The 26,833-nt window shown below is 66.5% G+C and carries 23 protein-coding genes and 2 tRNA genes; 15 read left to right on the top strand and 10 right to left on the bottom strand.

Annotated features, from left to right (window positions below; genetic code table 11):
- The first annotated feature begins 3 nt into the window (after window positions 1–3).
- The 5 genes from QOL57_RS13760 to QOL57_RS13740 all read left to right on the top strand — a co-directional run bounded on the left by QOL57_RS13760 (window position 4) and on the right by QOL57_RS13740 (window position 3,677).
- Window positions 4–621: a DsbE family thiol:disulfide interchange protein gene (locus QOL57_RS13760; protein WP_025876469.1), complete on the top strand. Its 618-nt coding sequence runs from the start codon at window positions 4–6 to the stop codon at window positions 619–621.
- Window positions 622–655: 34 nt separating this feature from the next.
- Complete coding sequence (locus QOL57_RS13755) at window positions 656–1,084, top strand: cytochrome c-type biogenesis protein (protein ID WP_240196665.1); 429 nt, start codon at window positions 656–658, stop codon at window positions 1,082–1,084.
- Window positions 1,078–2,067: a tetratricopeptide repeat protein gene (locus tag QOL57_RS13750; RefSeq protein ID WP_089238013.1), complete on the top strand. Its 990-nt coding sequence runs from the start codon at window positions 1,078–1,080 to the stop codon at window positions 2,065–2,067. The genes QOL57_RS13755 and QOL57_RS13750 overlap by 7 nt, the downstream gene beginning before the upstream one ends.
- A 153-nt stretch (window positions 2,068–2,220) precedes the next feature.
- Window positions 2,221–3,333, top strand: coding sequence for a homoserine O-acetyltransferase (locus QOL57_RS13745; RefSeq protein WP_089236206.1), 1,113 nt, complete (start codon window positions 2,221–2,223; stop codon window positions 3,331–3,333).
- Window positions 3,333–3,677, top strand: coding sequence for a DUF1294 domain-containing protein (locus QOL57_RS13740; protein WP_089236207.1), 345 nt, complete (start codon window positions 3,333–3,335; stop codon window positions 3,675–3,677). Before QOL57_RS13745 ends, QOL57_RS13740 begins: the two co-directional genes overlap by 1 nt.
- 50 nt (window positions 3,678–3,727) lie before the next feature.
- Here QOL57_RS13740 and cydC read toward each other — a convergent pair whose 3' ends face one another.
- The gene (gene cydC / locus QOL57_RS13735; RefSeq protein ID WP_089236208.1) at window positions 3,728–5,407 is read right to left on the bottom strand and encodes a thiol reductant ABC exporter subunit CydC; all 1,680 of its coding nucleotides are present in this window, start codon (window positions 5,405–5,407) and stop codon (window positions 3,728–3,730) included.
- A complete protein-coding gene (gene cydD / locus QOL57_RS13730) occupies window positions 5,404–7,092 on the bottom strand; it encodes a thiol reductant ABC exporter subunit CydD (RefSeq protein ID WP_244900706.1) in 1,689 nt (562 codons plus the stop codon). The genes cydC and cydD overlap by 4 nt, the downstream gene beginning before the upstream one ends.
- A gap of 285 nt (window positions 7,093–7,377) precedes the next feature.
- On the opposite strand from cydD, the gene QOL57_RS13725 reads away from it, so the two are divergent.
- From QOL57_RS13725 to pgaD, 10 genes are all read left to right on the top strand, one after another.
- Window positions 7,378–8,961: a cytochrome ubiquinol oxidase subunit I gene (locus tag QOL57_RS13725; RefSeq protein WP_089236210.1), complete on the top strand. Its 1,584-nt coding sequence runs from the start codon at window positions 7,378–7,380 to the stop codon at window positions 8,959–8,961.
- 15 nt (window positions 8,962–8,976) lie between these two features.
- On the top strand, window positions 8,977–10,131 hold the full coding sequence (cydB, locus tag QOL57_RS13720; RefSeq protein ID WP_089236211.1) for a cytochrome d ubiquinol oxidase subunit II: 1,155 nt from the start codon (window positions 8,977–8,979) through the stop codon (window positions 10,129–10,131).
- Window positions 10,132–10,185: 54 nt separating this feature from the next.
- On the top strand, window positions 10,186–10,299 hold the full coding sequence (gene cydX, locus QOL57_RS13715; protein WP_025876452.1) for a cytochrome bd-I oxidase subunit CydX: 114 nt from the start codon (window positions 10,186–10,188) through the stop codon (window positions 10,297–10,299).
- A 56-nt stretch (window positions 10,300–10,355) separates the two neighbouring features.
- Window positions 10,356–10,432: transfer RNA gene (locus QOL57_RS13710), tRNA-Pro, on the top strand.
- A gap of 138 nt (window positions 10,433–10,570) precedes the next feature.
- A tRNA-Pro gene (locus tag QOL57_RS13705) sits at window positions 10,571–10,647 on the top strand.
- Between the two features lie 239 nt (window positions 10,648–10,886).
- Window positions 10,887–12,092, top strand: a complete 1,206-nt coding sequence (locus tag QOL57_RS13700) for an MFS transporter (protein WP_089236212.1) — start codon at window positions 10,887–10,889, stop codon at window positions 12,090–12,092.
- A 376-nt stretch (window positions 12,093–12,468) separates the two neighbouring features.
- The gene (pgaA, locus tag QOL57_RS13695; RefSeq protein ID WP_089236213.1) at window positions 12,469–14,508 is read left to right on the top strand and encodes a poly-beta-1,6 N-acetyl-D-glucosamine export porin PgaA; all 2,040 of its coding nucleotides are present in this window, start codon (window positions 12,469–12,471) and stop codon (window positions 14,506–14,508) included.
- A 10-nt stretch (window positions 14,509–14,518) separates the two neighbouring features.
- Window positions 14,519–16,417: a poly-beta-1,6-N-acetyl-D-glucosamine N-deacetylase PgaB gene (gene pgaB, locus QOL57_RS13690; protein WP_089238015.1), complete on the top strand. Its 1,899-nt coding sequence runs from the start codon at window positions 14,519–14,521 to the stop codon at window positions 16,415–16,417.
- 1 nt (window position 16,418) lies between these two features.
- Window positions 16,419–17,672, top strand: coding sequence for a poly-beta-1,6-N-acetyl-D-glucosamine synthase (gene pgaC / locus QOL57_RS13685; protein ID WP_089236214.1), 1,254 nt, complete (start codon window positions 16,419–16,421; stop codon window positions 17,670–17,672).
- Window positions 17,669–18,160: a poly-beta-1,6-N-acetyl-D-glucosamine biosynthesis protein PgaD gene (gene pgaD / locus QOL57_RS13680; RefSeq protein WP_089236215.1), complete on the top strand. Its 492-nt coding sequence runs from the start codon at window positions 17,669–17,671 to the stop codon at window positions 18,158–18,160. The genes pgaC and pgaD overlap by 4 nt, the downstream gene beginning before the upstream one ends.
- Window positions 18,161–18,713: 553 nt before the next feature.
- Here pgaD and QOL57_RS13675 read toward each other — a convergent pair.
- The 8 genes from QOL57_RS13675 to QOL57_RS13640 all read right to left on the bottom strand — a co-directional run bounded on the left by QOL57_RS13675 (window position 18,714) and on the right by QOL57_RS13640 (window position 26,791).
- A complete protein-coding gene (locus tag QOL57_RS13675; protein WP_089236217.1) occupies window positions 18,714–19,985 on the bottom strand; it encodes a glutamate-5-semialdehyde dehydrogenase in 1,272 nt (423 codons plus the stop codon).
- Window positions 19,982–21,139, bottom strand: coding sequence for a glutamate 5-kinase (gene proB, locus QOL57_RS13670; RefSeq protein ID WP_089236218.1), 1,158 nt, complete (start codon window positions 21,137–21,139; stop codon window positions 19,982–19,984). The genes QOL57_RS13675 and proB overlap by 4 nt, the downstream gene beginning before the upstream one ends.
- Before the next feature lie 10 nt (window positions 21,140–21,149).
- Window positions 21,150–21,413, bottom strand: a complete 264-nt coding sequence (locus QOL57_RS13665) for a YciI family protein (RefSeq protein ID WP_089236219.1) — start codon at window positions 21,411–21,413, stop codon at window positions 21,150–21,152.
- Window positions 21,413–22,708, bottom strand: a complete 1,296-nt coding sequence (gene argH / locus QOL57_RS13660) for an argininosuccinate lyase (protein ID WP_089236220.1) — start codon at window positions 22,706–22,708, stop codon at window positions 21,413–21,415. Before argH ends, QOL57_RS13665 begins: the two co-directional genes overlap by 1 nt.
- A gap of 19 nt (window positions 22,709–22,727) precedes the next feature.
- Window positions 22,728–23,684, bottom strand: a complete 957-nt coding sequence (gene argC / locus QOL57_RS13655; protein WP_089236221.1) for an N-acetyl-gamma-glutamyl-phosphate reductase — start codon at window positions 23,682–23,684, stop codon at window positions 22,728–22,730.
- Window positions 23,685–23,694: 10 nt separating this feature from the next.
- Window positions 23,695–24,294, bottom strand: coding sequence for a GNAT family protein (locus QOL57_RS13650; RefSeq protein ID WP_089236222.1), 600 nt, complete (start codon window positions 24,292–24,294; stop codon window positions 23,695–23,697).
- Between the two features lie 5 nt (window positions 24,295–24,299).
- On the bottom strand, window positions 24,300–25,628 hold the full coding sequence (locus QOL57_RS13645) for an acetylglutamate kinase (RefSeq protein WP_089236223.1): 1,329 nt from the start codon (window positions 25,626–25,628) through the stop codon (window positions 24,300–24,302).
- Window positions 25,629–25,702: 74 nt separating this feature from the next.
- Complete coding sequence (locus QOL57_RS13640) at window positions 25,703–26,791, bottom strand: acetylornithine deacetylase (protein WP_089236224.1); 1,089 nt, start codon at window positions 26,789–26,791, stop codon at window positions 25,703–25,705.
- Window positions 26,792–26,833: the final 42 nt, after the last annotated feature.

Below are 26,833 nucleotides of genomic sequence, written 5' to 3'. Positions count from 1 at the left end.
CCCATGTCCGAGTCACCCGCCCCACGCCCTTCCCGCCCGCTGCCGCCGGTAGCCATCGTGATTGGCGTCCTGTTCTTCTTCGGCCTGCTTGGCCTGATGATCTACGGGGTGATGAAATCGGGCGATCCGCAGCGCGATGTGCTGCCTTCGGCACTGATCGACAAGCCGGCGCCGGCGTTCGCGCTGCCGGTGCTGCATGACCCGCAGATGATCGTGCGCAGCGAGGAACTGCGTGGTGCGCCCTACCTGCTCAACGTCTGGGGCAGCTGGTGCGCGGCCTGCCGCGAAGAACATCCGGTACTGACCCGCTTCGCCGAGAGCAAGCGCGTGCGCGTGATCGGCTACAACTGGAAGGATGAACCGACCGACGCGCTGCACTGGCTGGAACAGCTGGGCAACCCGTTCATGGTCGTGCTGAGCGACATCGAAGGCCGCACCGCCATCGACTGGGGCGTGACCGCAGCACCGGAGACCTTCCTGGTCGACGGCAGTGGCATCGTGCGCTGGAAGTACAGCGGTGCGATGACCCAGCAGGTGGTCGACGAGAAATTGATTCCGGCGCTGGAAAAGCTTGAAAAGGCCCAAGGCGATGCCGGCAACACCCTGCACGCCTCGCCGTAAGCACATGCGCTGGCTGCTGCCCCTGCTGCTGGCGATGACCCTGGCGCTGCCGAACGCCGGCCTCGCCCAACAACCGGTGCATGATGCGCGGCCGCTGGTGTTCCGCGATGCGGCCGAGGAAGCGCGCTTCCACGACCTGGCCGCGCAGTTGCGCTGCGTGCAGTGCCAGAACCAGTCATTGGCCGATTCCAATGCGCAGATCGCCCAGGATCTGCGCCGTGAAGTGCTGCAGTTGATGCAGCAGGGCCTCGACGATGCGGCGATAAAGCAGTTCCTGGTCGCCCGCTATGGCGAGTTCGTGCTCTATCAACCGCCACTGCAACCCGGCACCTGGCTGCTGTGGGGCGGTCCGCTGCTGGTACTGGGTGGCGGCGCGCTGGTGGTGATGGGTATCGTCCGTCGTCGCAGCCGACAGATGGATGCGTCCGCTGTGGTGAACCCAACCGAGGGAGAAGACTGGTGACGCACTGGTTGCCGATGCTTGCTGCGGTGGCCGCTGCGCTGTTGGCGGCCGTGGTGCTGTGGCCGCTGCGCCAGCAAGGCCGTCGCAGCTTCGTGCTGGGGGTGGTGGCGCTGGGTGTGGCAGGCGCCTGCCTGTATCTGCTGGTCGGCAATCCGCAGGCTGCACAGGTGCAGCCCGCGCCATCGGTGGCCACCCTGCGCGACGGCGTAGAGGCACTGCAGCAGGCGTTGCAGCGTGACCCGCAACGCGCCGATGGCTGGGCACTGCTGGGCCGTTCGCAGGCCGAACTCGGCAATGCCGCCGCTGCAGCCGATGCCTTCAACCGCGCCGCAGCACTGGCACCGGACGAACCGGGCGTGCTGGTCGAGGCCGCGCAGGCACGCGCGCAGGCCGATCCGGGCAAGCAGTTCGATGACACCGCGCTGGCATGGCTGCAGCGTGCGCATACCTTGTCGCCCGATGCCGAGCGCGCCAGCTGGTTGCTCGGCATCGCGCTGCGCCAGCGTGGCCGCAACGCCGAGGCTGCCGACCTCTGGAGCACGCTGCTGCCTCGCCTGGAACCGGGCGCGGCGCAGGCGCTGCAGGCGCAGATCGCCATCGCCCGGGAGGCGGCTGGCCAGCCGTCGGACACACCGGCAGCGGCACCGCCGCTGCTGCAGGTGCGGGTGCACCTGCCCGCATCGCTGAAAACGGGTGACTGGCCGGCCAGCACCCAGGTGTTCGTGCTGGCGCGCGCAGTGGGTGGCCCACCGATGCCGGTGGCTGCACGCAAACTGCCACTGGCCAATTTCCCTGCAACGGTCGGCCTCGGCGACGGCGACAGCCCGATGCCAACTGCACCCTTGTCGGCGCATCGCGAAGTGGAAGTACTGGCACGCATTTCGCGCAGCGGCAGCGCCAACCGCAGCGAAGACGACCTGCAGACCGCGCCGGTCAAGGTCAGCCTGCCGCATGACAGCATGGTCGAGCTGCGGTTCCCGTAACGTACCCGCGCCGCTGCGCTCGCCGGGCATGGCCCGGCGCTACCCACGCGCACCACCGGTAGCGCCGGGCCATGGCCGGCGGATCCGCGCTCAGCCCGCCCATGGAAACCAGCGTGTCGCCAGCTGCACATGCCGCGCCGCTAGAATGCCTACATGACCGAATTCATTCCGCCCGGCACCCGCTTCCATGCCCTGCCCTCGCCCTTTCCGTGCAAACGCGGTGGCGCCCTGCACGGTGCGCGCGTGGCCTACGAGACCTGGGGTGCGCTGGACGCAGACGCCGGCAACGCGATCCTGATCGTCACCGGCCTGTCGCCCGACGCACATGCGGCGGCCAACGAAGCCAATCCTGCACCGGGCTGGTGGGAAGCCATGATCGGCCCCGGCAAGCCGATCGATACAGACCGTTGGTTCGTGGTCTGCGTGAACTCGCTGGGCAGCTGCAAGGGCTCCACCGGCCCTGCATCGATCAATCCAGCCAGCGGCGAACTGTATCGCCTGGATTTCCCGGAACTGTCGATCGAAGACGGTGCACGCGCGGCGGTTGACGTGGTGCGCGCGCTGGGCATAGAACAGCTTGCCTGCGTGATCGGCAATTCGATGGGCGGGATGACGGCGCTGGCGGTGTTGCTGCTGCATCCGGGCATCGCCCGCAGCCATATCAACATTTCCGGCAGCGCACAGGCCCTGCCTTTCTCGATCGCCATCCGTTCGCTGCAGCGCGAAGCCATCCGGTTGGATCCGCGCTGGAACGGTGGCCGCTACGACAATGAGGCATACCCGGAATCGGGCATGCGCATGGCACGCAAGCTGGGCGTGATCACCTACCGCTCGGCGCTGGAATGGGATGGCCGCTTCGGTCGCGTACGGCTGGATTCAGACCAGGCCGACGACGACCCGTTCGGTCTGGAATTCCAAGTCGAAAGCTATCTGGAAGGACATGCGCGCCGGTTCGTGCGCTTCTTCGATCCGAACTGCTATCTGTACTTGAGCCGCTCGATGGACTGGTTCGACCTGGCCGAATATGGCGATGGCGATGTGCTGGCCGGACTCGCCAGTATCCGCGTCGACAAGGCGCTGGCGATCGGCGCGAACACCGACATCCTGTTCCCGGTACAGCAGCAGCAACAGGTCGCCGATGGCCTGCGCGCCGGCGGCGCGGATGCGCGTTTCATCGGCCTGGAATCACCGCAGGGCCATGACGCGTTCCTGGTCGACTTCGAACGTTTCGGCCCGGCCGTGCGCCGCTTCCTCGACGAACTGTAATGGTGTGGCGGCGCAATCTCGCACTGGCCGCGTGCGGTGCGTTGATCGGCTTGACCGCAACCGGCGTGTTTCCGCTGTGGCTGGGCGCATGGTGCGCGCTGGCCAGCGCAGTGTCATTCGGTCTGTATGGACACGACAAGCGTGCCGCGCAGCGCAATCAGCAGCGGACACCGGAGCGCACGCTGCAGTTGCTGGCATTTGCTGGCGGCTGGCCCGGTGCCCTGCTCGGCCAGGCGGTGTTCCGCCACAAACATCGCAAGATGCAGTTCCAGTGGGTGTTCTGGCTGTGCGTGCTGGCCAACGTGGCCTCGATCGCAGTGATGCTGCGCGAATTTTCGCGGTAGCTGCCCTGTAGATCCACGCCACGCGTGGATATGCCGACCCAGGTCGGCATCTACCGAAGCGGTTCGCGGACCAATACCCCATCGCGCAACCGGTACTGCACATCCACCACACCTGCCGGCAGGTCGTCGTGGGTGATCATCAACAGGCTGCGTCCTTCCAGCAGTGCTGGCAGGTCCTGCAACAGTGCGCGCGCGGTATCCACGTCCAGGCCTTCGGTGGGCTCATCCACCAGCAGGATCGGCGCATTGCGCAGCAGCGCGCGGGCCAGCGCCAGGCGACGCGCCTGGCCGGCCGACATCGTCGCGCCGTTCTCGCCCACCCAGGCCTGCAGGCCGCCATTGCGCTCGGCCCATTCGCCCAGCCGTACCCGTTGCAGCACCGACCACAACGCCTCGTCACTGGCCTCGGGATCGCCCAGTCGCAGGTTCTCGGCGACGCTGCCGGCAAATACCGGTGCGTTCTGCGGCAGCCAAGCCAGGTGCCGGTGCCAGTCTGCCTGGGCGACATCGCGCAGGTCCTGGCCACCGTAGGTCAGCCGTCCGTGCTGCGGATCCCACAGACGCAGCAGCAGGCTCGACAACGTGGTCTTGCCGCTGCCGCTGTCGCCACGGATGGCGATGCGCTCGCCCGGCGCCAACGTCAGCTGCAGGCCGCACAGAACCGGCCGTGCGGCGCCCGGCCACTGGAAGTGCACGTCGTCCCAGTGCACGGTCGCGGCCGGCGCCAGTGGCTGCGGCGATGCAGGCTCCTGCACCGAAGGCGGTTGCTCGACGATGGCCTGCAGGCGCGCGCCCGCAATGCGCCCCGATTGCAGCGACTGCCAGGCCAGGCCCATGCCCGCCCACAGCTCGATCATCGCCACGGTCAGGAACACCAGCCCGGCGGCCATTTCCGGCGCGATCCGCTGTTGTTCGGCCGCGTGCAGCGTCAGAGCCAGCATCGCCACCAGGCCGAACCCGGCCAGCACGCCATGCAGCGTTGATGCAGCAATCAGCCGCAGGCGTCGGCGTCGATCGCGCGAGGCCACCTGCTTGGCCGCCACCCGCACCTTCAACTGCCAGGCGTTGCCGGCATGCAGCGCGGCAAGGTCGGCCGCCCCTTCCAGCCCTTCGAATGCCGCCGTGCGCAACGCCGCACGATGTGCAGCGCGGTCGGCCTCTTCGCTGTCATGTCCCCTCACGCCCAGCCACGGCACGCCAACACCGATCAGCAGCCCCAGTACCGCCAGCAGCAGCGCCGCCGATGGCAGGATCAACGCCGCCGAGCCCACGCCCACCAGCGTCAACGCAGCCAGCGCCAGCAACGGGCCGATGGCACGCACCAGCAGGCCGTCTATTTCGCCGATGTCGCCCAGCAGCCGCGCCAACAGATCGCCGGTGCGGGTCGCACCCAGCCGTGCCGGCGCCAGCGGCAGCGCGCGGCGGAAGAACCACACGCGCAGGTCGCGGGCGATACGCAGGGTGGCGTCATGCCCCACCAGTTTTTCGAAGTAGCGCGATGCGATGCGCGCCATGGTCAGCCCGCGGATGCCGGCCGACGGGGTGAAGAAATTGAAGCCCTGGCCAAGTCCCGCCGCACCGGCCAGCGCTGCAGCAGTGAGGAAGCCACCCGACAGGCCCAGCAGTGCGGTGCCGGCCAGCATCGTGGTCCACAGCAGCAGCACCGCCAGCAGCAGGCGCGGGCGATGGCGCAGGAACACCGTGCGCAGCGAATCGGAAGACCGGCTCATGCGCGTACCGCCTGCGCCGGCTCAACCAGACGCCCATCTGGCAGCAGCAGGCAGCGGTCGGCCCAGGCGATCACCGCCGGGCTGTGGGTGGCCACCACCACGCTGCGTCCGCGCGCATACGCGGCCAGGCTGCGCAGCAGCGCCGCTTCGGTTTCTGCGTCGAGAAAAGCAGTCGGTTCATCCAGCAGCAGCACCTGCGGATCGCGCAGCAGCAGGCGCGCCAGGCCGATGCGACGTGCTTCGCCACCGGACAGGCCGAAGCCGCGCTCGCCGATCAGCGTATCCAGCCCTTCTGGCAGGCGCTGCGCGAACTGCAGCACCTGTGCGGCTTCGGCAACGGCGCGCAGGCGCGCGTCACTGGCACCGGGATCGGCCAGGCGCAGGTTTTCGGCAATGGTGCCGTGGAACAGATAGGGACGCTGGCTGGCATAGGCCACCTGCAGTCCCGGCCGCAGCTGCACCCGGCCCGCGCGCGGCGGCAGCCACCCGGCCAGCGCTTCCAGCAACGTGCTCTTGCCGCTGCCACTGGGACCGACCAGGGCCAGGCGCTGGCCCGGTTCCAGCTGCAGGTCGAGGTTCTGCAGCACATCGTGGGTAGCGCCCAACGGACGCAGTACCAGACCGTGCGCCTGCAGCGGCGGCAAGGCGGCCTCGGCCGGCTCCGGTGCCAGCGGCACGCCATCCTCTGCAATCGTGGCCTCGTCGTCCGGCAGCACCTGCAGCAGGCGCTCCACCTCGGCGGCAGCGGCCAGTGCATTGGCACGGTCGTGATAGTGCGCGGCCAGGCGCCGCAACGGCGCGTAGAACTCCGGTGCCAGCAGCAAGCAGAACAGGCCAGCCCCCAGCGTCGGCACGGTCGCATGCAACGACATCAGGCCCAGATAGCTCAGGCCCAGATACAGCGCGACCATCGCCACACTGACCGACGCAAAGAATTCCAGCACGGTGGACGACAGGAAGGCGATGCGCAGCACCTTCATGGTGCGCACGCGAACGCCGTCGGCCGCAGCCTCGATGCCGGCCAGTTCGGCCTCCCCGCGGCCATACAGGCGCAGCAGGCCCAGGCCCTTGATGCGATCGGCGAAGTGCCCGCTCATCCGCGCCAGTTCGCCCAACTGCGCGCGTCCGGCCGCTTCCGCGCCCCAGCCCACAAGCATCATGAAAAACGGCACCAGCGGCGCGGTGAACAGCAGGATCAGTACGACCACCCAATCGACCCAGGCCACAGCAGCCAGGATCAACAACGGCACCACCACCACTTCGGTGCGTACCGGCAGGAAACCACTGTAGTAATTCTCGATGGCATCGCCGTGATGCAGCATCAGCTCACCCAGCTCGCCGGTGCGGCGCTGCCGCAGCCACAGCGGGCCATGCCCGAGCAGGCGCGCGAAGACACGCTCGCGCAGGGACAGGCGTGCGGCATCGGCAACGTCACCGGCCGCAGCCTGGGTGACACTGCCCAGCAGGGTCCGCACCACCAGGATCACCGCCAGCGCGGCCAGCACCGGCAGGCCCTGGGCCAACGGCGCGCGCTCGACCAGCACCTGCTGCACCAACCAGGCGATGGCGGCGGCCTGACCGATCAACAGCGCACCGGATACGCTGATGCACAGCGACGCCAGCCGCTGCCGTCCCTTCGCGGCGCGGGCCAGATCGGCCAGCCACGCGGTGCGGACACGCCGCAAGCGGGTCGATTCGTCATCCCGATCAGGGGCGTCAGCGGTCGGTTCGGCAGCGCTCAAGGCTCTTCACAGGCAGCAGGGGGATGGACGGCATTGTAGGCGCAGGCAACAGCCTTCCCCTGCGGCCGGCGGTCGCAGTCTTCATCGGGTTGGCATACGATCCTCCTGAATACCTGTTCATACATTGATCTGGATCAAGGCTGTTTGAAGTAGTCGGTCACATCATTCACCCCGTAGACCACCCTTCCCGCCACCTGCAACGGCACTATCCAACGAGGTAGCCAGGCCATGATTGATCAGACAGTCGTAGAACTGTCGCGGCTGCAATTCGCTCTGACCGCGATGTACCACTTCCTATTCGTACCGCTCACGCTTGGCCTGTCCTTCATGGTGGCCATCATGGAAAGCGTGTACGTCATGACCCGCAAGCAGGTCTGGCGGCAGATGACCCTGTTCTGGGGCACCCTGTTCGGCATCAACTTCGCCATCGGCGTGGCCACCGGCCTGGTGATGGAGTTCCAGTTCGGCATGAACTGGTCGTACTACAGCCATTACGTGGGTGACATCTTCGGTGCGCCGCTGGCCATCGAAGGCCTGATGGCGTTCTTCCTGGAAGCGACCTTCATCGGTCTGTTCTTCTTCGGCTGGAAGCGCCTGAGCCCGGTCAAGCACCTCACCGTGACCTGGCTGATGGCGCTGGGCACCAACCTGTCGGCGGTGTGGATCCTGATCGCCAACGGCTGGATGCAGAACCCGACCGGCGCGGTGTTCAACCCGGAAACGATGCGCATGGAAGTGGTCGACTTCGCCGCGGTGCTGCTGAACCCGGTGGCACAGGCCAAGTTCGTGCACACCGTCAGTGCCGGCTACGTGACCGGTGCGATCTTCGTGATGTCGATCAGCGCCCTGTACCTGCTGCGCAACAAGCACAGGGACATGGCCCGCCGTTCGTTCGCGGTGGCGGCAGCCTTCGGCCTGCTGTCCTCGTTGTCGGTGGTCGTGCTGGGTGACGAGAGCGGTTATGCCGCCAGCGAACACCAGAAGATGAAGCTGGCGGCGATCGAAGCGATGTGGGAGACCGAGCGTGCGCCGGCGGACTTCACCGCCTTCGGCATTCCCAACCAGGACACCCATACCAACGACTACGCGATCAAGATCCCGTACCTGATGGGCCTGATCGCCACCCGTTCGCTGGACCAGCCGATTCCCGGCATCCTGGAACTGGTGGACCGTGCAGAGCACCGCATCCGTGGTGGCCAGATCGCCTATGGCGCACTGGAACGGGTGAAGAAGGACAAGACCGATCTTGCAGCGCGTGAAATGTTCGACCGCCATTGGCAGGATCTCGGCCATGGCCTGCTGCTGAAGCGCTACCGCGAAGACATCCTCAACGCGACGCCGGAGGAAATCTCCAAGGCCGCGATGGATACCGTGCCGCGCGTGGCGCCGCTGTTCTGGACCTTCCGCATCATGGCCGGACTGGGCTTCTACCTGATCGCCTTCTTCGCGCTGGCCTTCTACTACTCGTGCCGCAACAACTTCCAGGACAAGCGCTGGTTCCTGAAGCTGGCCGTGTGGAGCCTGCCGGCGCCGTGGATCGCGATCGAATGCGGCTGGTTCGTGGCCGAGTACGGTCGCCAGCCGTGGGCGGTGGATGGCGTGCTGCCCACCTTCTATGCAGCATCGGGCCTGGCACTGCATGAAATCCTGACCACGCTGGCGGTGTTCACCAGCCTGTACACGGTGCTGCTGATCATCGAAATCAAGCTGATGCTGAAGGCGGTCCGCAAGGGTCCTGATGACATCCTGCCGACGCTGCAGGCCGACATCCGCCCTGTTTCCCCCAATGCCGTTGCCCCCGGCCAGGCCTGAGGCAGGAGAATCCAGATGGAATTCATTGCACTTGATTACACCACGCTCCGCGTGATCTGGTGGCTGCTGCTCGGCATCCTGCTGGTCGGCTGGGCCGTGATGGATGGTTTCGATCTTGGCGTCGGCACCCTGCTGCCGTTCGTGGCCAAGACCGATGAAGAACGCCGGCTGGTGATCAACACCGTCGGCCCGGTCTGGGAAGGCAACCAGGTCTGGTTGGTGCTGGGTGGTGGCGCGATCTTCGCCGCATGGCCGCCGCTGTATGCGGTCAGCTTCTCCGGCTTCTACCTGGCGGTGTTTGCGATGCTGTTCGGGCTGATCCTGCGCCCGGTCGGCTTCAAGTACCGCAGCAAGCTGCCGTCCAAGCGCTGGCGCGACAACTGGGACCGCGTGCTGTTCGTCGGTGGCCTGCTGCCGGGCCTGATTGCCGGCGTCGCGGTGGGCAACGTACTGGTGGGTGTGCCGTTCCACTTCGATGACACGCTGCGCGTGACCTACACCGGTTCGTTCTTCGGCCTGCTCACGCCGTTCGCACTCATCGCCGGCCTGATCAGCGTGGCCATGCTGGTGTCGCACGGTGCGGCCATGCTGGTGCTCAAGACCGACGGCCCGGTGGCCGAACGTGCAGCGCGCTACGGCAGCATCGCCGCCATCATCAGCTTCGTGTTGTTCGCCGCTGCCGGCGCCTGGGTGGCCTTCGGCCTGCCGGGCTACCAGATCACCTCGCAGGTGGTGACCGATGGGCCGACCAATCCGCTGTTGAAGACCGCCGAACTGGGCACCGCCGCAGGTGGCTGGCTGCGCAACTACAGCAGCATGCCGGCAACGCTGGTGTTCCCGGTACTGGGCCTGCTGGGTGCGCTTGCCAGTGCGGTGCTGCTGCGCGCGCGTCGTGGCGGCCTGGCCTTCATCGCCTCGGGCGCGTCCATTGCCGGCATCATCCTCACCGTCGGCTTTGCGATCTTCCCGTTCCTGCTGCCGTCCTCCAGCCAGCCCACCTCCAGCCTGACCGTCTGGGACAGTTCGTCCAGCCACCTCACGCTGTGGGTCATGCTGCTGGCCACGGCCATCTTCCTGCCGATCATCCTCGCCTACACCACCTGGGTGTACCGCGTGCTGAAGGGCAAGACGACGGTCGAGGACATGGACGACAACCCCAACGCGTACTGATTGCCCGTGTGCCGGCCCAGGGTCGGCACACCCCTCGCACACAGGAGATTGACCATGTGGTATTTCGCTTGGATTCTCGGCGCTGGCCTGGCTTCGGTCGTGGCCATCCTCAACGGGATGTGGTTCGAAGCGCGCGAAAGCGCCCGCGCCGACAAGGAAGTGCGTTGAAACTGTAAAAAAGGGTTGCCGATACGGCCTTCACACCGTATTCTTGGCGGCTCCTTCGGGGTGTAGCTCAGTCTGGTAGAGCGCTACGTTCGGGACGTAGAGGTCGCAGGTTCGAATCCTGTCTCCCCGACCACTTCGGTGGTCGCATTGAAGCCTGGTGAAGTCTTCCAGGCTTTTTTGTTCCCGCAGGAGTCGCTGTCACGGCAGCGAAGCAGAACGGCCTTCCCCCTTGCCGCCGTCGGGGGAAATGGCTAGAATAGGCGGCTCCCTTCGGGGTGTAGCTCAGTCTGGTAGAGCGCTACGTTCGGGACGTAGAGGTCGCAGGTTCGAATCCTGTCTCCCCGACCACTTCGGTGGTCACCAAGAAGCCTGGAAGACATCACTGTCCTCCGGGTTTTTTTGTGCCTGCACTCCGGGACACCCGGCTACGCCGTCGTCAGCAACGTGCCGCCCCGCACCGGGGTCGAGGACCTGACGCAGCCGGCCACGTACAATGGCCGCCACTCCCCCACCTGCCACACCGGCCCCGTCCGGTGCGGGCGCTGCACGCCATCTGCGCGGCGTGCGCCACCTGCAAGGAACACCGCATGACGTCCCCCACCTCTCCTTCGCCATCGTTGCTGCACGGTCGCCTGCTGGCGTTCGCCGCGATCCTGCTGGCAGCGGTCAACCTGCGTACCGCGGTCACCTCGATCACTCCGCTGCTGGACGTGCTGGGCCAGCAGTTCGGCTTCGGCACCACCATGACCGGTGTGCTGGGCATGCTGCCGACCGCCTCGTTCGCACTGTTCGGCGTCGCCACGCCGGCGCTGGCACGACGCCTGGGCCTTGAGCGCACCACCCTGCTGGCCATGCTGATGGCCGCCACCGGCCTGCTGCTGCGCTCCAGCGCCGGCAATGTCGGCACCCTGCTGCTGGGCTCGGTGATCGCACTGGCCGGCATGGGCATCGGCAACGTGGTGGTGCCGCCGCTGGTGAAGCGCTACTTCGCCAACAAGGTCGGCACCATGAGCACGCTGTACATCAGCGTGCTGCAGCTGGGCACGATGATGCCGGCACTGCTGGCGGTGCCGGTGGCCAACGCCGCAGGCTGGCGGGTGTCGCTGGGCATGTGGGCGCTGCTGGCGCTGGCCGCCACCCTGCCGTGGCTGTTGCTGGCGCGCCGCGCACCGAAACCGGTGCTGGACAGCAACGATCCCACCGTGCAGCCGCACGGCAAGGTCTGGCGCACGTCATTGGGCTGGAGCATGACGCTGATGTTCGGCATGACCTCGCTGATGACCTATTCGATGTTTACCTGGCTGCCGCGCATCGTGGTCGAAGCCGGTGCCACACCCGCTTTCGGCGGGGTGATGGTGGCGGTGTTTTCGGCCCTGGGCCTGCTGCCATCGCTGGTGATCCCTTCGCTGGCGGTGCGCCTGCAGAACCCCTTCCCGCTGGTGCTGATCGGCTTTTCCGCCTTCGTCATCGCCTTCGCTGGCCTGCTGTTCGCGCCGATGAAGGCGCCGTTGCTGTGGGCCTGCCTGCTGGGCGTCGGGCCGTCCACGTTCCCGCTGGCGCTGACCCTGATCAATCTGCGTACGCGCACCCCCACCGGCTCGGCCGCCTTGTCCGGCTTCATGCAGGGCGTGGGCTACAGCTTCAGCTGCCTGGGCCCGTTCCTGGTCGGCTGGCTGCATACCGTCAGCGAGGGCTGGACCCTGCCCTTCGCATTCCTGTTCGGCTGTGCGGTGCTGATGCTGTGCGCCTCCTGGGTGGCCTGCAAGCCGCGCAAGCTGGAAGACCTGTGGTGACCGGCCCGGCTGCCTGACGCCCCTCGCCGCGCAGCCGACCACCCCACACCCCACACTGCCGCCGTCTACACACCGCCACCGCAGCGGGTGACGTAGCGTGTCCAAAGCTGACCCGGTTCGCGTCCAGAACCGGGGGCGGCTTGGGGTGCCGGACAGCCCGGGGGCGTGCCGTATTGCCGCCCCTTGGCGCCGTAGCAATCAAAAAATACCTGTTTCAACAACGAGTTGCAGAAGGGTTGGCCGATCCTTCACGGACTTTCCGTCAATCTGGTACGGACCGCAGCTGCCTGCATCGGCAAAGCGTCAGCTACAGTTGGCATGTGATGTGCGTCACACTTTAAGCACATCGTTCAGGTATGGATGCTTAGGGGGTCTCATGGTTGTCTACCGTCCGCTGGCGTTCTGCGTCGGCCTGGCCTGCGCCACTCTGGCGTCCTGGGCTGATGCGGCGCCGCCGCCCACCGCGACCACGCGCGCCGAACGGCTCGCCGAAATCGGCCACTACCGTGACCAGGCTCGCTGGGTCGATGCCCTGGCGGCAATCGAGCGGGCGCAGCTGCGCGAGCCCAACGACGACCTGCTGTACAAGCTGCAGGTATTGACCCTGGGCGACATCGGCAATGCCCATCGCGCTTGGCGGCTTTACCAGGCCCGGCCCAACCTGTTCGACCAGGACCAGAAGGCGCGGCTGGAAGCCAACTACGTGGCCAAGCTGGTCAACTGGAGCCTGGCCTACGGGGAAACCGAAGACACCCGGCTGCACGAGGCCGAAGCTTCGCTGGCGGAAATGGAGCAGTACGTCGAGCGCGATGACACAGCGCAGGCGCAGGCGCCGCTGCGGATCCGCATGGACCGGCTGATCCTGCTCAACCGCCTGGCCCGCCACGCGCAGGTGCGCGACGAGGCCCGGGCGCTGCAGCGCGAAGGCCATGCCCTGCCCGATTACGTGCTGCCAGCGGTCGGCGACTCGCTGATGTCCACCCAGAATCCGGAAGAAGCCATCCCGTTGCTGGAGGCCGCCGCGAAGAACGATCCCTCTCGCTTCCAGTCGCGCTCGGAGCTGGCCTATGCCTACCTGGAAACCGAGCAGGCGGAGAAGGCGGTGGGCTACCTGCAGGCGTGGCAGAAGGATGAACCTGCATGGCGCTGGGGCGGTGGCAAGACACCCTTCCAGAACTGGGCGCGCTACGAAGCCGACCTGAACCTGGCGATGGTGCGGGCCTACAGCGGCGATCTGCCCACGGCCCAGCGCGAGCTGGAAGCGCTGGTCGACGTCGGCCCGGGCAATGGCAGCCTGCAGACCTCGCTGGGCAGCGTCTACCAGATGCGCGGCTGGCCACGGCGCGCACTGGAGCGCCACCAGATGGCCTACACCCTGGACCCGCGCGACATCGCGCCACGGCTGGGCATGTACGAATCCTACGTGCAGCTGCAACGCGACGACCTGGCGCGACCGCTGCATGACGATCTTCTGGCCCGCTATCCAAGCCAGCCGTCGGTGCAGCGCATGGACCGCGACTGGCGCGCCCATCGCGGCTGGCAGCTGTTGGCCAAGGTCGAGGGCGGCCGCAGTTCCGGCGGTGGCGGCACCTCGCCGCTGGGCAACGACGACCTGCACTACGGCATGGAAATCGCCTCGCCGGTTCTCAACGACCGCTGGCGCCTGTTCGCCTTCGCCGACCGCCGTTCGGTCACCTTCCAGGATCAGGATATCGATCCGCTGTGGATCGGTGCCGGCGTGCGCTACCGCTTCGACCGCGTCGATGCCGAGGCGGCGGTGCTGCGCCCCAACGACAGCATCGGCGACACCGGTCTGCGGGGCGGCTTCGGCTGGCAGTTCAATGATCGCTGGCACGCCGGCGTAACGGCCGCCCGCAATGACCCGGAAGCCTCGATGCAGGCACGCGTGGCCGGCATCACCGCCGACAGCGTTGCCGTTGCCGTGGATTACACCCGCAACGAACGCACGCACTGGAGCATCGGTGGCAGCCAGTTCCGTTACGACGATGGCAACCGCCGCGACACACTGAACAGCGCGATCGAACAACGGCTGTTGACCCGCCCCCGCCTGTTGATCGATGGCCTGGGCAGTGTCTACACCAGCCGTGGCAGCCGCGACGACGCGCCGTACTTCAACCCCTCCCGGGATCGCTCGGTGGAAGTGGGCCTGCGCATCGACCAGCAGTTGTGGCGCCATTACGAGCGCCACTTCCGCCATCGCCTGACGGTGTCCGCTGGCAACTACTGGCAGGAAGGCTTTGGCAGTTCAATCATTCCGACCGTGGCCTATCGCCACGAATGGCAGTTCGATCAGGGGCGGATCCTCGAGTACGGCGTGAGTTGGTCGCGGCCGGTCTACGACGGCCAACGTGAACGACATATCGGCTTCGATGCCGCGCTGCGCTGGGGAGAATGAGATGGAACGGATGCTTCGCAACCTGACGATCGTACTGCTGCTGGCGCTGCTGTTCCTGGCTCTGCCCGCCGCAGCCCAGCACGCCCGCTCGGCCGCGGAACTGGACGCGGCCGACAACGGCCTGCTGGTCCTCAGCTACCACGACGTGCGCGATGATGTGCTGGAGAAATCCGATGCCGACGCCTACGCGGTCAGCACGCAGAACTTCGCCGCACACCTGGACTGGCTGTCCGCCCATGGCTATCACCCGGTGTCGCTGTCGCAGCTGATCAAGGCCTCGCGGGGGGAGGCGAAGCTGCCGCCGCGGCCGGTGCTGCTGACCTTCGACGACGGCCTGCGCAGCGTGTACAGCCGTGTCTATCCACTGCTGCGCGCGTACAACTATCCGGCGCTGGTGGCAGTGATCACCGACTACGTGGACATGGCACCGGGGCGCACCATCGACTACGGCTACCGTCCGTTCGGCCATGACGATTTCCTGACCTGGGACCAGCTGCGCGAGATGCAGGCCAGCGGCCTGATCGAACTGGCCAGCCATACCGACAACCTGCATCACGGCGTGCAGTCCAACCCGCAGGGCAACCAGACCCCGGCGGTGATCACCCGCATCTACGACCCGAAGGCGCAGCGCTATGAAAGCGCGCAGGAGTACGAGAAGCGCCTGCGCGACGATCTCGGCCGCAGCGTGCAGCGCATCGAAAAGGAACTGGGCGTACGCCCGAAAGCGATCGTCTGGCCGTATGCCGCCTACAACCAGTTGAGCAATGACATCGCCGAGCAGCTGGGCATGCCGGTGTCCTTCGACCTGGAAGGACGCAGCACGCCGGTAACCGCCGACCTGCACGGCCTTGCACGCCTGCTGGTGACCAGCAATCCAAACGTCACCTCGCTGGCCTTCGAGCTGCGTCGCAACGTCAACCTGGACGGTACCCGTGCCCTGCAGATCGACCTGGATTCGGTCTACGACAGCGACCCTGCACAGCAGGCGCGCAACCTGGATGCCCTGATAGAACGCGTGAAACGGATCGGCCCGACGCATGTCTACCTGCAGGCCTTCGCCGACCCGGACGGCAACAACACCGCCGATGCCCTGTACTTCCCGAACCGGCATCTGCCGATGCGCGCGGACCTGTTCAACCGTGTCGCCTGGCAGCTGAAAACCCGTGCCGGGGTGAAGGTCTACGCATGGCTGCCGGTGCTGGGTTATGAACTGCCCGACGCTGCGCAGCGTGCGGCGCTGGGCATCCAGAGTCCGGAACGCGATGGCATGTACCGCCTGGATTTCACCAAGCCGCCGGCACGGCAGATCATCAAGGACATCTACGAAGACCTGGCGATCAATTCGTACTTCGAAGGCCTGCTGTTCCATGATGACGGCTACGTACGCGATACCGAACTGGCGCAGCTGCCACAGGAAGGCAGCGACGGTGGCCGCACCCAGGCGCTGATCGATTTCACCCTGGAACTGCGCGACAGCGCACAACGCTGGCGCCCCAAGCTGGGCACCGTGCGCAACCTGTACGCACAGCCGGTGCTGGAACCGCAGAGCGCAGCGTGGTTCGCCCAGCGCCTGGACCTGTTCAATCAGGCCTACGACCGCACCGCGCTGATGGCGATGCCGTGGATGGAAGGCAGCCGCCGTCCCCAGCGCTGGATGGACCGCCTGGTGGTGGCAGTGCGCGAGCACGACCCGGACCTGAAGCACACGATGTTCGAGCTGCAGACCGTGGACTGGCGCACGCAGACGTCGATCAGCGGCGAACAGCTGCGCGCGCAGATCCGTCGCCTGCAGGCGCAGGGCGTGCGTCATTTCGCGTGGTACCCGGACGATTTCATCGCCGACAAGCCGTCGACCCAGGATGCACGCGCGGCGATGTCCGCGCGCAACTTCCCGTATCCGGAGAAGTGACGTGGACATGAACCCGTGGCTCAACGCCATGTTCCAGTTCGCCTTCTTCTACCCCATGGTGATGGCGTTCCTCTGGATGTCCGGTGGCCTGTACTACTTCTTCCGTCGTGAGCGGAAGTCGCGGCCGCGCAACGATCCACCACCCATGGCGGAGTATCCGTTCGCCAGCCTGCTGATTCCGTGCCACAACGAGTCAGCGAACCTGGACGACACCCTCGGCGCGGCATTGGCCCAGCGCTATCCGGACTTCGAAGTGATCGCCATCAACGATGGCAGCAGCGACGACACCGGCGCCCGCCTGGACGCGCTTGCGGCCCTGCACCCGCGCCTGCGTGTGGTCCACCTGGACCGCAACCTGGGCAAGGCCAACGCGCTGCGCATGGGCGCCCTGGCTGCGCGATCGGAATACCTGGTGTGCATCGACGGTGATGCCATGCTGGAAGAATTCGCCATGCACTGGATGGTCTGGCACCTGACCAGCGGCCCGCGCGTGGGCGCGGTGACCGGCAACCCGCGCATCCGCAACCGCTCCACCCTGCTCGGCCGCCTGCAGGTCGCGGAGTTCTCCTCGATCATCGGCATGATCAAGCGCGCCCAACGCGTCTACGGCCGCATCTTCACCGTGTCCGGGGTCATCGCCGCATTCCGTCGCACGGCCCTGCACCGCATCGGCTACTGGGCAGATGACATGGTCACCGAGGACATCGACATCAGCTGGCGGCTGCAGCTGGATCATTGGGACATCCGTTACGAGCCCAACGCGTTGTGCTTCATCCTGATGCCGGAAACACTGAAGGGACTGTGGCGGCAGCGCCTGCGCTGGGCACAGGGCGGCGTGGAAGTGCTGCTGCGCCACGGCTCTTCGTTGTTCAGCTGGCGCAAGCGGCGCATGTGGGGCGTGCTGCTGGAATACATCCTCAGCGTGCTGTGGGCCTACACCATGCTCGCGATCATCCTGCTGTGGGCACTGGGCAAGTTCAACCCGATGCCGCCGCAGTTGTACATCGACACGTTGCTGCCGCAATGGCATGGCGTGATCCTGGCGCTGGTCTGCCTGCTGCAGTTCGCCAGCAGCCTGATCATCGACAGGCGTTACGAAACGCATATCGGCCGCAACTATTTCTGGGTCATCTGGTACCCGATGGCGTACTGGTTGATCAGCCTGTTCACCACGCTGGTGGCGCTGCCCAAGACCCTGCTCAGGCGGCGTGGCAAGCGTGCAACCTGGGTCAGCCCAGACAGGGGTATCCGATGAACGCACATCGCCAGATCGCCACGAGGAAGCCGTCCAACCGCTTCGACTCGCGCCTGATCCAGAAACCGCGCCAGCAGCCCCGCTTGCAGCGCACCGCCTGGGGGTTTGTGACCCTGGCGTTCTGGGGGTTCTACTTCTATCTATGGGCGCCACTGGTCACCCTGGTGTCCTGGCTTTTGGGTGGGCAGCAGGCGTGGCTGCAGCTGTACGAGCGCAAGCAGCACCTGGATCCGTTCGTGATCATCGCCCTGCCGGTGATCCTGGCCGGCTGCGCGCTGCTGCTGATCGCCTGGGCCGAGTACAACCGCTACCGCTTCGCCGGCAGGGAACGGCGCAACCCACGCGAGGACGCCAGCCGCTCGGAGATCGCCCATTCGCTTGGCGCCAGTGATCAGCTCGCCGAACAGATGTTCAATGCGAAGGCCATCACCCTGCACATGGATGAGCATGCGCGGCCGCTGGGCATGACTGCGCAGCTGTTGCGGTAAGGGGGGTTCGGCCGGGCTGCGCCCGGCACCCTGCAGAGGCAACTGCAACAGCCGAAGCAACGGCAACAGCTGGGTTCCGTGGGATGGCGGGGCGGTGTCGGATTGCGGGGACGCCGCAAGTACGTCCCTGTAGGCTTGACAGCCGCATCCATGCGGCTGACACCCCGCAATCCGACACCGCCCCACCTCTGACAGATTTCCGCAATCTGGTAGATCCACGCCATGCGTGGATGAATCTCCATCGGAATCGAATATTTCGACAATTGAACGAAAAGCATCCACGCATGGCGTGGATCTACGTGTCGACCAAGGTCGACACCCACCAAGAGCAGGCCATGCCATTCCGGCAGACCGCGGGAAATTGTCGAAGGCGGGGCGGGTCCGGTTGCGGGGGTGTCCGCGGCATGGATGCCGCGGCCAAGCCCCCATGGATGGGTTTACGGCGTCCCCCGCAACCGGACCCACCCCGCCATCCCACAGGAACCCAGCTGTTGCCGTTGCTTCGGCCGTTGCCGTGGCATCTGCGGGTGCCGGGCGCAGCCCGGCCGTGAACCTACTTTCTGACCTGGCCTTCGCCGCGCACTACGAAACGTTCGACCGTGAGCGCTTCCAGTCCCATCGGGCCATAGGCATGCAGGCGCGTGGTGGAGATGCCGATCTCGCTGCCGAGGCCGAGCTGGCCGCCATCGGAAAAGCGAGAAGACGCGTTGACCATCACCACCGCCGAGCGCAACGCGTTGACGAAACGTTCGGCACTGGCCGCGTCTTCGGTGGCGATCACCTCGGTATGGTCGGAAGTGTAGGTGCGGATGTGCGCGATCGCTGCATCAAGATCGTCGACCACACGCACTGCCAGTACCAGATCAAGGAACTCGGCGGCATAGTCGTCCTCACTGGCCGCGATGCTTCCCGGCAGCAACGGCTGCGCGCGCGCGTCGGCACGCAGCTGCACGCCACGTTCGGCCAGCGCCTGCGCAGCACGCGGCAGGAAGTCTGCGGCAATGTCCTGGTGCACCAGCAGGGTTTCCAGTGAATTGCACGCGGACGGGCGACTGCACTTGCCGTCCACCAGCAGATCGAGCGCTTTGGCAGGGTCGGCACTGGCATCCACGAGCAGGTGGCAGACACCCTTGTAGTGCTTGATCACCGGTACCCGCGCGTGTTCTGCAACGAATCGGATCAGGCCTTCGCCACCGCGCGGGATGGCCAGGTCGATCAGTTCATGCAGCTGCAGCAGTTCCAGCATGGCTTCGCGGCGCAGGTCGGTCAGCACCGTCACCGCGGCAGGGGGAACGCCGTTGGCCTTCAATGCTCCGGCCAACGCCTGGGCGATGGCGGTGTTGGAATGGATCGCCTCCGAACCGCCACGCAGGATCACGCCGTTGCCCGCTTTCAGGCATAGCGCGGCGGCTTCGGCGGTCACGTTCGGGCGTGCTTCGTAGATCATCGCGATCACACCCAGCGGCACGCGCACCTTCTGCACGCGGATGCCGTTCGGACGCACGTCGTCGCGGGTCACCTGCCCGACCGGGTCCGGCAGGCCCGCCACCTCACGAACCGCATCGGCCATTGCCAGCAGGCGCGCCGGGTCCAGCGCCAGGCGATCGAGCATCGCGCTGCCCACGCCCTTGTCGCGGGCGGCGGCCAGGTCGCGCGCATTGCCCGCAAGAATCTGCCCGGCATTGACCTCCAGCGCCTGCGCCATCGCCAGCAGCAGCGCCCTGCGGGCATCGCTGTCGAGGCCAGCGACCACCTGGGCTGCGTCACGGCAGGCGCGGGCCTGCGATTCGATCTCACTCATCGGGACATCCTGCAATGGGTTCATGGCAGCACCAGATCGTCGCGATGGACGACAGTACCGCCGTAGTTGTAGCCGAGCACGGTCTGGATATCGCGGGTGTGGCGGCCGGCAATGCGGCGCACGTCATCGGCGGCGTACTGGCTGACACCACGGGCCACGCAGACCCGGCCAGCTTCGGTGTTCCAGCACACCTGCACCATGTCACCACGGCGGAACGCGCCATCGGCACCGGTGATGCCACCAGGCAACAGCGATGCGCCCTTCTCGCGCATCGCCTGCGCTGCACCGGCGTCGATCAGGATCGCGCCTTCGGCCAGCGGTGCGTGCCGCAGCCAGTGCTTGCGGGCGGCCTCGCGGCTGCGCGCAGCGTGGATGCGGGTGCCGAACAGGCGATCCTGCGCAAGCGCGCGCACCACCTCGCCACTGCGGCCGTTGAACAGGTAGGTTTCGATGCCAACACGGCCGGCCTTGGCCGCGGCCTCCAGCTTGGTGCGCATGCCACCGGTACCGGCAACTGAACCGGCACCACCGGCCATCGCCAGCACGGCATCATTCAACTCGGGCACGTCGTGCAGCGGCCGCGCATCGGCATGCGTGCGCGGGTCGGCACTGTAGAGGCCATCGATGTCGGTGGCGATGAACAGCGCATCGGCATCGACCAGCGCCGCCACGGTCGCGGCCAGGTTGTCGTTGTCGCCGAGCTTGAGCTCGTCCACCGACACGGTGTCGTTCTCGTTGACCACCGGCAGCGCCCCCAGCCGCAACAACTCGTTGAGGGTTGCCCGCGCGTTGAGATAGCGACGGCGGTTGCGCAGATCGTCATGGGTCAGCAGCACCTGCGCCACCGGGCGCTCAAAGAAGCGCTGCCACAGACCGATCAGCTGCGCCTGGCCAAGTGCCGCCAATGCCTGTCGTGCAGCCATCGCCGCACCGGGCTCATCGGCCCTGGGCAGGATCGCGCGGCCGGCAGCCACCGCGCCGGAGGAGACGATGACCACTTCGCGCCCGGCCAGCACGTTGGCCGAGACGAACTGGGCCAGGCCCAGCGCGTGACGCGGTGACAGGCCACCGCCATCGGCTGCGAGCAGGCTGCTGCCGACCTTGAGTACGGCACGCCGCCACGACGGCAGCGCTTGTTCGGGGAACGGCGATGCAACGTTGGCGGCGTGGACGGTCATCAAGGGCGCCTCAGCGGGTATTCCATTCGTGGACGCTCAGCGCCGATGCCTGCATCGTCACCAGCGGATCGGTGGCGACGATGGCCTGTGCCTGCGCCAGGCTGTCGACGTTGCACAGCACATAGGCGCCGCCACTGCCATCGGCAAAGCCGCCGGTCAGCTGCAGCTTGCCCTCGGCCTGCAGCGCATCAAGAAAGTCGCGGTGCGGTTGCACCACGGCGTCGGTGAAACCGGGCTGGCGCATCGCCAGCACCAGGTAAACAGTGCCGGCCATCAGGACAGCCCCTGCCAGCGCGCGCGCAGTTCATCCAGGCGCAGGTCCGACGCCGAACCCGGCGATACACGCGCCGCCAGGCTGCCTTCCGGCGTACGCCCCCGCCCCGCGCTGTCGGCACCGGCGGCAGCGGCCTTGTAGGCCTCGCGGAAGGGCACGCCCGCGACCGCAGCTTCCACCGCTACGTCGGTGGCGTACATGCCCGAATCGATCGCCGCACGCAGCTTGTCATCGCGCCATTCCAGGTTGGCCAGCAGCGCCGGCAGCAGCTCCAGCGCGGCCAGGCCGCGACCGAAGCCGTGGAAGATCGCGCCCTTGGACGACTGCAGATCGCGGTGGTAGCCCGATGGCAGCGACAGCAGCTGCTCGATCTCGGTGCGTGCGGCGGCGACACTGGCATGGGTCGCCCGCATCAGCTCGATCACGTCCGGATTGCGCTTGTTGGGCATGATCGAACTGCCGGTGGTGTACTGCGCCGGCAGCGCGACGAAACCGAATTCGGCGCTGGTGAACAGCGACAGGTCCCAGGCGATGCGGCGCAGGTCCAGGGTCGCACCGCCAAGCGCTTCCAGTGCAGCCAATTCGAACTTGCCACGCGACAGCTGCGCGTAGATCGGCGAGATCTGCATGCGCGCAAAGCCGAGCGCGGCGGTGGTGTGCTCGCGGTCCAGCGGCAGGTTCACGCCGTAACCGGCAGCAGTGCCGAGCGGGTTGGCATCGACCAGCGCATGGGTATCGCGGGCACGCACAGCGTTGTCGATGAAGGCTTCGGCCCAACCGGCCCACCACATGCCGGCCGAGGACACCACCGCACGCTGGATGTGGGTGTAACCGGGAATCGGCAGGTGCTGTTCGGCCTGTGCACGGTCAAGGGCGACCTTGGCCACTTCGGCACTGACCTGCGCTACGCGCTGCAACTTCTCCTTCAACCACAACCGGGTGGCGACCAGGATCTGGTCGTTGCGGCTGCGGCCGGTGTGGATCTTGCGGCCGGCATCACCAAGGCGTTCGGTCAACCGGGCCTCGATGGCCGAATGGCCATCTTCATACTGCGTATCCAGCACGAAGCGGCCTTCGCGGAAGTCCTGCGCCAGCACCTCCAGCTCGCGCAGCAACCCTGCCAGCTCGTCGGCGCTGAGGATGCCGATGTGCTGCAGACCTTGCGCGTGCGCGGCGCTGGCGGCGATGTCATGCAGGAAGAATTCGCGATCGAGGATCACGTCGTCGCCGGCGAGGAAGGTCTGGATCTGGGCATCGACAGCGACGCCTGGCTTCTGCCAAAGAAGGTCTGCCATGGGGGGCTCCTGTACGGTTTCAGTGCGGGATCGACGTCAGTTCGTCGATGCCCAGCGCGAGATTGAGGTTCTGCATGGCCTGCGTGGCCGCGCCCTTGAGCAGGTTGTCCAGGGTCGCCACCACCACCACCCGCTTGCCGCCCGGGGCCAGCGTGAAGCCGCCGACCTGGGCACCATGGCGGCCGGCGATGCGGCTCACCCACGGCGCCTCGTCCACGACCTCGATGAGTGCTTCACCGGCATAGGCCTGCTGGAAGCGCTCGACGATCTGCTCGCGGGTCTGCACGCGGTTCAACCACAGGTTGGCGGTGAGGGTGATGCCACGGAAATGCGGCGCGACGTGGGGCATGAATTCGACCGCCACGCCCAGCTGCACGGACACTTCGCGCTCGTGCACGTGGTTGGTCAGCGCGTACGGCATCAGGTTGTCGGCCAGCAGCTCGACATTGTTCTTGTCCGACGGCGAGGTGCCGGCACCGGAGTAGCCGGACACGCCGAAGCACTGCGGCGGGCCCGCCAGCAGATCCCGCAGCGGATGGATCGCCAGCTGCATCGCGGTGGCGTAGCAGCCGGGGTTGCTGATGTGCTTCTGCCCGCTGTAACGGCTGCGGGTAAGCTCGGGCAGGCTGTAGTACCAGGCAGTGTCGAAACGGTAGTCGGCCGACAGGTCGACGATCACCGTGTCCGGCTTCGCCGTTTCCAGCGCCGCCACGAACGGAGCAGCCAGGCCGTTGGGCAGTGCCAGGATCACCGCATCCACGCCCTTGGCGGCAACGGCATCGGCGTCGAGATTTTCGAACTGCAGTTCACCCTGCCACTGCGGGTAGTGGTCGGACACGCGCTGCCCGGCCAGTTCGCGCGAAGAGACGAAGCCCAGCCGCAGGTTCGGATGCGCGGCCACCAGCCGGATCAGCTCGGCGCCGGTATGGCCGCGGGCGCCGACGATGCCGACGGTGAACGAGGAGGAAATACTCATGCGTGCGTGCTCATGCGTGCGAGTCGAGGCGGTGCTGCAGGTGGCGTTTCACGCCCTGCCATTCCGCATCGATGATGGAGAAGATGACGGTGTCGCGTGGCGTGCCGTCGGGATGGCGACGGTGATTGCGCAGCACGCCATCCTGCTTGGCGCCCAAGCGTGCGATCGCGGTGCGCGAGGTGAAGTTGAACCAGCTGGTTTCAAACACCACGCTCAGGCATTCCAAGCGCTCGAAGGCATGGCCGAGCAGCATCAGCTTGGTTTCGGAGTTGACCCCGGTGCGCTGTACCGACTCGCCATACCAGGTGTAGCCGATGCTCAGCCGCGGTACGTCAGGCTGCAGATCGTAGTAGCGGGTGGTGCCGACAATCTGGTCGTTGGCATCGAACACCACGAACGGCAGTACCTTGCCCTCGGCCTGCACCTGCAGCGCGGCCTGCACATAGCCGGTCATGGTCTTCGCATCAGGCACCTGGGTGTACCAGAGCCGGGACAGCGCGCCGTCGCCCAACGCACCGCGCAGGCCATCGATATGGCTCATCTGCAGCGGTTCCAGCCGCGCATGCGTGCCGGTCAGCGTGGGTACCTTGGTCCAGTCTGCGTGATTCATCGCGCTCAGCCCTCCAGGCTCGGTGCACGCACGGCGCAATGGTCGACATAGGTCCTGATCCGGTCGATGCCATCGGCACCGTACCAGAACACCTTCCAATTGCCCTGCTTGTAGCAGCCATCGGATTCGGCGTAGTAGAAATGGTTGATCGGGTTGCCGTTGCGTGAGCGCCAGAACAGCTGCGGAGTTTCTTCCAGCATCACGTTCCATACGGCGCGGCCCAGGCCTTCACCCTGCGCATCGTCGAGCACGGCGAACTTGTCCAGGTACACGCCCTCGGCCTCATCGGTGAGGATCACCGCCGTACGGTAGTTCTCGCTGACATAGGCGCGCAGCAGCGTGGTCTTCTCGAAATAGTCCGGCACCAGGGTGCGGCCGAAACTGGATTCGATCAGGCCCTTCAGGCGCGGCAGGTCAAGCTCGCTCCAGGCGGTTGCACGCAGCACCTTCTCGCCCTTGCGCACCAGCGTACCCGAGCCCTTGTGGGTGAACAGTTCCTTGGCCAGGTCGGCGGGCCGGGTGATCGACACCGACGATTCCAGCGGCAGCCGGTCGAGCAGCGACTTGATCTGTTCGATCTTCACCTTCATGCCACCGTGGATCCACGGTTGCGCGATCAGGTGGTCGTACTCGGTGGACAGGTTGATCGAATCGATCACGCTGCCCTCTTCGTCCAGCAGGCCGCCGGTACCGGTCAGGAAGATGATCTTGTACGGCTGCAGTTCCTGCACCAGTTCGTTGGCGGCGAAGTCGGCATTGACGTTGAGGATCTGCCCGCCGGCGGTCTCGCCCAGGCTGGTGATGACCGGGATCGAGCCCGCACGCAGGCTGGCTTCGATCGGTGCCAGGTTGACCTTCTTCACCTCGCCGACCAGGCCGTAGGTATCCAGGCCTAGGTACTCCGCCTCGAACACGCCACCAGTGATGGACGTGGCGCGCGCGCCGTTCTGCTGCAGGGCTTCGACCAGGCGCAGGTTGGATTGCTGGAACACCCGGCGCACGATCGCCAGCGCTTCCGGCGAGGTCACCCGCAGGCCGTTGACCGTCTGCTTTTCAATGCCGGCGGCCGACAGTTCCGCATCCAGCTGCGGTCCGGCGCCGTGCAGCACGATCGGGGTCAGGCCGACTTCCTGCAGGAACGACAGCGAGGAGGTCAGCGCGTCGAGATCGTCGCGCAGCACTGCGCCGCCGACCTTGACCACGGCGAAGCGCTTGGCGTCCAGCTGCGAGAAGCGCTTGAGGTACTGGCTGATCTCCTTCGCGCTGGCCATGCTCGAGAGCAGGCGCACGATGGTCTGGCGGGTCTGGCGGTGGGGCTGGAGGGCAGGAGACATTTCGGTTTCGTCACAGGCGGCGGTCGCCGCGTTGCAGTTCCGCCGCGCAGAAGCGCAGCGGCGTTGTAGGTCGATCAGGCGCCAGCGGCGATGATCCGATGTACGGCGTCGGTGTAGCGCTGCAGCTGCTCCAGCGTCACGAACTCGTCGGCGGTATGGGCCTGGGCGATGTCGCCCGGGCCGAACACCAGCGTGGTATAGCCAGCGGCCGAGAACAGCGACGCCTCGGTCCAGAAGTCCACCGCGTTGCCGATCGGAATATCCAACGCATCGGCCACGTCGCGCGCCAGCAGGCGGCGGTTCTCGGCTTCGGCGATGTCGCCCGCCGGCAGGCTGGGGCCACGGAAGGTTTCGGTGAACACCGCCGCTTCCGGTTCGGCGAAACCGGCAAAGGTCGCCAGCAGCGCATCGATATCCATCGACGGCAGCGGCCGGAAACCAAAGCGCACTTCCGCCGCCGGCGCGATCATGTTGGCCTTGATGCCACCTTCCACGCGCCCGATGTTGAAGCGCAGGCCGGTCAATCCACCGAAGCGTGCCGAAGCCAGCGATTCGACGTGGTCCAGCGCACGGTTACCCCAGCGCATCGCCTGGTGCAGCGCACTGGCGGCGGCATCCTGCTTGCCCGAGGCATGGCCGGCACGGCCGGCGAACTGCATCAGCACCGAGCTGATGCCACGATGCGCGAGCACCGCTTCGCTCATGGTCGGTTCGGCCACCAGCACCGCTTCGTACTTGATGCCCCGGGCCAGGAACGCGGCAATACAGCGCGGATCGTTGGCTTCTTCATCGCTGGAGAACAGGAACGCCGCGTCGCCATCACTGGCATTGGCTGCAGCCACCAGCGCAGCAGCCGCACCCTTGATGTCACACACACCGAGGCCGACCACGCGGTCGTCCAGGCGACGCATCACGTGCGGGTCGGCACTCCAGTGCGGCGAGTCCGGCACGGTGTCCAGATGCACGTTGAACAGGTACTTCGGCGTACCGCGCACGGCGTACAGGCTGACCGCGCCAGCGCCATGGTCGATCACCTCGACATTGAACCCGGGCAGGTTGTCGCGCAGGTAATCGAAGATGCCGCCGGTGGTGATCGCACGCGGCGGGTTGCGGGTGTCGAAGGACACCAGCGCCTGCAGGTGATCGAGCGTCTGTTCAAGCATGAATCAACAATCCTGTGGATTTCCGCCGGGCATGGCCCGGCG

The organism is Stenotrophomonas sp. yr243, assembly GCF_900184195.1.
GTDB classification, from domain to species: domain Bacteria; phylum Pseudomonadota; class Gammaproteobacteria; order Xanthomonadales; family Xanthomonadaceae; genus Stenotrophomonas; species Stenotrophomonas lactitubi.
Note: the sequence above shows the minus strand (reverse complement) of the source record. Positions and strands in the feature narration are given on the sequence as shown.

What these genes read in the sequence shown, in the direction of transcription:
- QOL57_RS13760 (WP_025876469.1), top strand. Translation starts at nt 4, where the DNA reads ATGTCCGAGTCACCCGCCCCACGCCCTTCCCGCCCGCTGCCGCCGGTA.
- QOL57_RS13755 (WP_240196665.1), top strand. Translation starts at nt 656, where the DNA reads ATGACCCTGGCGCTGCCGAACGCCGGCCTCGCCCAACAACCGGTGCAT.
- QOL57_RS13745 (WP_089236206.1), top strand. Translation starts at nt 2,221, where the DNA reads ATGACCGAATTCATTCCGCCCGGCACCCGCTTCCATGCCCTGCCCTCG.
- QOL57_RS13740 (WP_089236207.1), top strand. Translation starts at nt 3,333, where the DNA reads ATGGTGTGGCGGCGCAATCTCGCACTGGCCGCGTGCGGTGCGTTGATC.
- cydC (WP_089236208.1), bottom strand. Translation starts at nt 5,407, where the DNA reads ATGAGCCGGTCTTCCGATTCGCTGCGCACGGTGTTCCTGCGCCATCGC.
- QOL57_RS13725 (WP_089236210.1), top strand. Translation starts at nt 7,378, where the DNA reads ATGATTGATCAGACAGTCGTAGAACTGTCGCGGCTGCAATTCGCTCTG.
- cydB (WP_089236211.1), top strand. Translation starts at nt 8,977, where the DNA reads ATGGAATTCATTGCACTTGATTACACCACGCTCCGCGTGATCTGGTGG.
- cydX (WP_025876452.1), top strand. Translation starts at nt 10,186, where the DNA reads ATGTGGTATTTCGCTTGGATTCTCGGCGCTGGCCTGGCTTCGGTCGTG.
- QOL57_RS13700 (WP_089236212.1), top strand. Translation starts at nt 10,887, where the DNA reads ATGACGTCCCCCACCTCTCCTTCGCCATCGTTGCTGCACGGTCGCCTG.
- pgaA (WP_089236213.1), top strand. Translation starts at nt 12,469, where the DNA reads ATGGTTGTCTACCGTCCGCTGGCGTTCTGCGTCGGCCTGGCCTGCGCC.
- pgaB (WP_089238015.1), top strand. Translation starts at nt 14,519, where the DNA reads ATGCTTCGCAACCTGACGATCGTACTGCTGCTGGCGCTGCTGTTCCTG.
- pgaD (WP_089236215.1), top strand. Translation starts at nt 17,669, where the DNA reads ATGAACGCACATCGCCAGATCGCCACGAGGAAGCCGTCCAACCGCTTC.
- QOL57_RS13675 (WP_089236217.1), bottom strand. Translation starts at nt 19,985, where the DNA reads ATGAACCCATTGCAGGATGTCCCGATGAGTGAGATCGAATCGCAGGCC.
- proB (WP_089236218.1), bottom strand. Translation starts at nt 21,139, where the DNA reads ATGACCGTCCACGCCGCCAACGTTGCATCGCCGTTCCCCGAACAAGCG.
- QOL57_RS13665 (WP_089236219.1), bottom strand. Translation starts at nt 21,413, where the DNA reads ATGGCCGGCACTGTTTACCTGGTGCTGGCGATGCGCCAGCCCGGTTTC.
- argH (WP_089236220.1), bottom strand. Translation starts at nt 22,708, where the DNA reads ATGGCAGACCTTCTTTGGCAGAAGCCAGGCGTCGCTGTCGATGCCCAG.
- argC (WP_089236221.1), bottom strand. Translation starts at nt 23,684, where the DNA reads ATGAGTATTTCCTCCTCGTTCACCGTCGGCATCGTCGGCGCCCGCGGC.
- QOL57_RS13650 (WP_089236222.1), bottom strand. Translation starts at nt 24,294, where the DNA reads ATGAATCACGCAGACTGGACCAAGGTACCCACGCTGACCGGCACGCAT.
- QOL57_RS13645 (WP_089236223.1), bottom strand. Translation starts at nt 25,628, where the DNA reads ATGTCTCCTGCCCTCCAGCCCCACCGCCAGACCCGCCAGACCATCGTG.
- QOL57_RS13640 (WP_089236224.1), bottom strand. Translation starts at nt 26,791, where the DNA reads ATGCTTGAACAGACGCTCGATCACCTGCAGGCGCTGGTGTCCTTCGAC.